The 4,451-nt window shown below is 45.6% G+C and carries 4 protein-coding genes; 3 read left to right on the top strand and 1 reads right to left on the bottom strand.

Annotated elements, in window-relative coordinates; genetic code table 11:
* The 3 genes from C7B77_RS30435 to C7B77_RS24765 form a co-directional block, all read left to right on the top strand.
* A partial coding sequence (locus C7B77_RS30435) for a hypothetical protein (protein ID WP_219892272.1) occupies window positions 1-198 on the top strand: 198 nt, incomplete at its 5' end.
* 226 nt (window positions 199-424) lie between these two features.
* Window positions 425-1,279, top strand: a complete 855-nt coding sequence (locus C7B77_RS24770; RefSeq protein WP_106311206.1) for a methyltransferase domain-containing protein — start codon at window positions 425-427, stop codon at window positions 1,277-1,279.
* 155 nt (window positions 1,280-1,434) lie between these two features.
* Window positions 1,435-2,610: a VOC family protein gene (locus tag C7B77_RS24765; protein ID WP_219892271.1), complete on the top strand. Its 1,176-nt coding sequence runs from the start codon at window positions 1,435-1,437 to the stop codon at window positions 2,608-2,610.
* Between the two features lie 16 nt (window positions 2,611-2,626).
* On the opposite strand, the gene C7B77_RS24760 is transcribed toward C7B77_RS24765, so the two are convergent.
* Window positions 2,627-4,333 (bottom strand): alpha/beta hydrolase, encoded by a 1,707-nt coding sequence (locus C7B77_RS24760; protein ID WP_106311203.1) that lies wholly within the window; start codon window positions 4,331-4,333, stop codon window positions 2,627-2,629.
* Window positions 4,334-4,451 lie beyond the last annotated feature (118 nt).

The following is a 4,451-nucleotide window of genomic DNA, read 5'->3' as shown; positions in this document are numbered from 1 at the left end:
GAACTGGTTAAAGCTAAATTCAATGGCGAGATGATTATGAAGTTATTACCGCATCTGGTAGGTAAGGAGTTAGGGCATTTTATCGTCAACTTCAAACAAAAATTTACTAATTTTGAAGATTTTATAATTGCGACAGAATCTCACGAAATCGAGCGAAATATCTTAGAATTCGCGCGCTCCGATTGGGAGACATCCTAAGGTTTGATTTTTGCTTTGTTCGGATTAAATTTTGTCGTTCGTTCTTCCAACTATTAATTAATCTCTCTCGAATCTGCCAATCGATCGCCTTGCGATTAGAGGGTATTTCGATCGAGAAAATATCGATCGCGATCCCAAATCGTGTATTAAAATTTGCGCAATCGAAACTCACTTAGTGTAATTTCGTTAGAATATGTGAGAAGACTATGGTGAGAGACTTTCGGCAATGAGCAACCAACTATACCAACAAATCCAAGAATTTTATGATGCTTCGAGCAATCTGTGGGAAGGAATTTGGGGCGAACACATGCACCACGGATATTATGGTAAAAATGGTACGCTCAAACTAGATCGTCGGCAAGCACAGATCGATCTCATTGAAGAAGTTCTCAGTTGGTCTGGCGACTTTAGCACAAATCGACCCCACGATATTCTCGATGTCGGTTGTGGGATTGGCGGTAGCAGTCTCTATTTAGCCGAAAAATTTGGTGCTAGGGTCACCGGGATTACGCTCTCACCCGTGCAAGCCAATCGCGCCAAGGAAAGAGCGCGCGCGGCTGGTTTGGCAACCAAGACAGATTTTCAGGTCGCCAACGCGCTGAATATCCCTTTCCCCGACAATAGTTTCGACCTGGTGTGGTCGTTAGAAAGCGGCGAACACATGCCAGATAAGGTGAAATTTTTGAAAGAGTGTCATCGCGTCTTAAAGCCAGGTGGCAAGCTGATTTTCGTGACGTGGTGTCACCGTCCCACAACTCCAGCAACGCCGCTTACAGCGGAGGAGCACAAGCATTTACAAGATATTTATCGAGTTTATTGTTTGCCATATGTAATTTCGCTACCTGAATATACCGAGATTGTCGAACGCTGTGGTTTCACAGATTTGCGCGTCGATGATTGGTCTACCGCCGTCGCCCCATTTTGGGATGTAGTCATCGATTCGGCGATTACTCCACAGGCCATTTTCGGGCTGTTCCAGGCGGGTTGGAAAACGATCGAGGCTGCCATGTCATTAAAGCTGATGAGTGAGGGTTATCGGAGCGGATTGGTGCGGTTTGGTCTGATTGCGGCAACGAAATAATCTCAAAATAATCGATCGATTTGCGAACATCTACTGTTAAACATCGTCTCTCGATTAAGTGTTGGTATCGATCGAAATTATTCTCTCAAAGAGGGTATCACAGTACCCTCTTTCATAAATATCATTTTTTAAGCCAGGTTTAAGCTTCAATCCTTTTGAAACGTGAATTAGAATTTGACTTTATGGAAATAGATTGCATTCATTTCTGTGTTACAGATGTGGCCCAAACATTAGATTTATTAGTCGATCGAATGGGATTAAAAAATCTCAGCCAGCAGGCGAACGAACATACCGTCCAGTATCTAGTCGGCAATGCTCATTTGTTATTTTCGATCGCATCTCCTCTTACTTCATCTAGTCCCGTCGCCGAGTATCTCAATCTTCATCCCTCTGGCGTCAAAGATGTGTCATTTAGGGTAGACGATTTAGAGGAAATTAGGTGCAGAATATCACGATTGGGAATCGAGACTATCGATCGATCGAGTGAAGACGACCAGCGAGAATGGTTAAAAATTCGGGGTTGGGGTGCGATCGAGCATACTATTATTCAAGCTTCATCTCGATCGTACTCAGAACAGATACCAGAGCTAAATGAGACAATTATTGGTGTCGATCGTATCGTGCTTAATGTTGCGGCTGGTGACTTAGAACCAGCAGTAACTTGGGATCGAGATCGATCGTGCTCGGAGCAGATACCAGACCTATATGAGACAATTATTGGTATCGATCATATCGTGCTCAATGTTGCGGCTGGCGAATTAGAACCAGCAGTAACTTGGTATCGAGAACTGTTTGATTTTGATGTACAGCAAACATTCGATATTCAAACCCAAAAATCGGGATTGGCAAGTAAAGCTCTAGTTAGTGCTTGTGGCAAGATTAGATTTAATATCAACGAACCGAGTTCCACTAATTCGCAAATCCAAGAATTTCTAGATCTCAATCGTGGCGCAGGCATTCAACATATCGCCTTGCAAACTCACGATATCTTGACATCGATCGATCTTATGCGCCAACAAGCTGTAAGCTTTTTACCAATCCCTCAAACTTATTATGCCAACTTGCAAAGTAGGGCTAGATCCGAGCAAAATCTACTATTAACCGATCGCGAGTGGCAACAACTCGAACGGCTCCAAATATTGATGGATTGGTCTACAGCTACGCCAGAAGAGATATTACTGCAAATATTTACCCAACCGATCTTTGAGTCCCCCACCTTCTTCTTTGAAATCATCGAACGTCGTAATCGCGCCAAAGGATTCGGGCAAGGTAATTTTCAAGCCTTATTTGAAGCGATCGAGGATTATAATGCTTCTACACTATCGATCTGAGAGCGTCACAATCAGCCTACGGCACCAATTTTGGAGCGCGAGAATCCTGCTGCAACGCCTGCACGATCGGCTCCGCAGCAGCCGATCTCACTAAATTTAACCCTAACTCCCTATTACCCCCAGCAACTGCTAAATTACGCGCACCCCCACCAACCCGTTCCAACGATCGAGCATAACCCGCAGTCAAATAACTCTGAAACTCACTCCGGTTAGCCAAATATCTTTGAAAAAAAGCCGAACTGAGTGCTCTAGTATACACCCGTGCTCGTGCCGGATCTGGCCCGATTAAATCATCCGAAACCGGGAAAATTCCCTCACCATTCGGAATCGATTGAGTCGAAAAGTGTGTCCCCCTCTCCAAAATCGCCAAATACTTATCAGGCGTCTGCAACCAAGTAAACGGATAAATTTGCTCCGGTACCGCAGGCGTAACCAGATCGTCACTACCGCCCATCATAAACACAGGCAACTGAATTTGACTCATCCCCCGCTTGCCAAAAATCGTACTATTCAGAGGATTAATTGCAAAGATCGCTTTAACTCGCGGATCTCCAAGCGCGTAGCGTTGGGGCTTCAACTCATTCGCCCGACATTGCAGCAAAACAGAAAGATTTAAAGATCGATTGGGATTGCAGTCCCGCTTGACTCGATCGAAATCGATCTCCGCCCCAGCCAACGCCAATACCGTATATCCCCCCAGCGAATGTCCCACTAGTCCCGCCCGATCGACATTAACTTGTCGCAACGTCGGCTCGGATTGGCCCCGACGTTGGATCTCATCTAATACAAACGACACATCGCGCGGACGTTCCAGCAATTCTGTCGCTTTCGGAGCTGGAGCCAAACCAGAAAAATATTGCCGAAAGCGATTGGCATCCCCACCCACATGTTCGATCGCCGCAACTGCAAACCCGTAAGATGCCAGATGTTTGGCCAAATAACCATATGTAGTCCGATCTCCAGCTACACCGTGAGAAATTACAATGACTGGCACCGGATTCGTAGCAGTTGTTTGTGGTAAATAAATATCCCCTGGCACCCGCCGATTCCGCGAGCGATCTAACCAGTCAAACTTCCGCTTCTCCCACCGAAATGTCCCCGCTCGCCGCAAATCCGGCTGCTGCGAGAAATCGAGCTGCGGCGCAATTGCCGCTTCCGACTCCGCAATTCGATCGAGCGCGACGATCGTTTTATCGCGACGTTTCAACAATTCATTTAGATTATCATAAATGGTAAATACCTCAGCCAGATTCAGATTGACTTCACGACCAGGAAACTGCTTGAGAAAATTGATGAGAGTTAAACCTTGTTGTTTATCCGCTGCCGCACGAATCAGTCCAGTTCTAATCGACTTCATTCCGTTCCGACGCGAATCAGCTTGAATTGAATCCCCCAGACGCTCCAAAAGTTTTTCGACCAGTGGCGAGTTAGTAAATTGCGAGACATATCTCGGACTCACCTCAAATCGCTGCTGCAAAAACTCGCGCAACTGTAGCAACTGTTCCGGGGCAGTTTGTTTGGCTAAACCTGCATAATCGGCAGGAATCGTCCCATCTTTAGCAAAAATTTCCAGATCTCGCACTGAGACAGAAAAGTCCTTAAATGGTGGAAAATATCCAGTAATTCGCTCGGCAGCACGTCCCGACATCGGCATGGCAATAGTGGCAAATGTAGCGAAGGTCAAGGCTTTGAGCCACAGACGTTTGAGAGCAAAGATCGACATAAAATTGGCTCAGAGTAGATTTAAATCGATTACTATTTGATCTTACGGTTCGCTCATTTTCAGGGAGGGTCATCAGATTGTGGCCCAAGGCAAGTATAAATCTCAACTGGAAAGTTCA

Origin of the sequence: Chamaesiphon polymorphus CCALA 037, assembly GCF_003003845.1 — a bacterium.
Taxonomy (GTDB): Bacteria; Cyanobacteriota; Cyanobacteriia; order Cyanobacteriales; family Chamaesiphonaceae; genus Chamaesiphon; species Chamaesiphon polymorphus.
Note: the sequence above shows the minus strand (reverse complement) of the source record. Positions and strands in the feature narration are given on the sequence as shown.

What these genes read in the sequence shown, in the direction of transcription:
- C7B77_RS24770 (WP_106311206.1), top strand. Translation starts at nt 425, where the DNA reads ATGAGCAACCAACTATACCAACAAATCCAAGAATTTTATGATGCTTCG.
- C7B77_RS24760 (WP_106311203.1), bottom strand. Translation starts at nt 4,333, where the DNA reads ATGTCGATCTTTGCTCTCAAACGTCTGTGGCTCAAAGCCTTGACCTTC.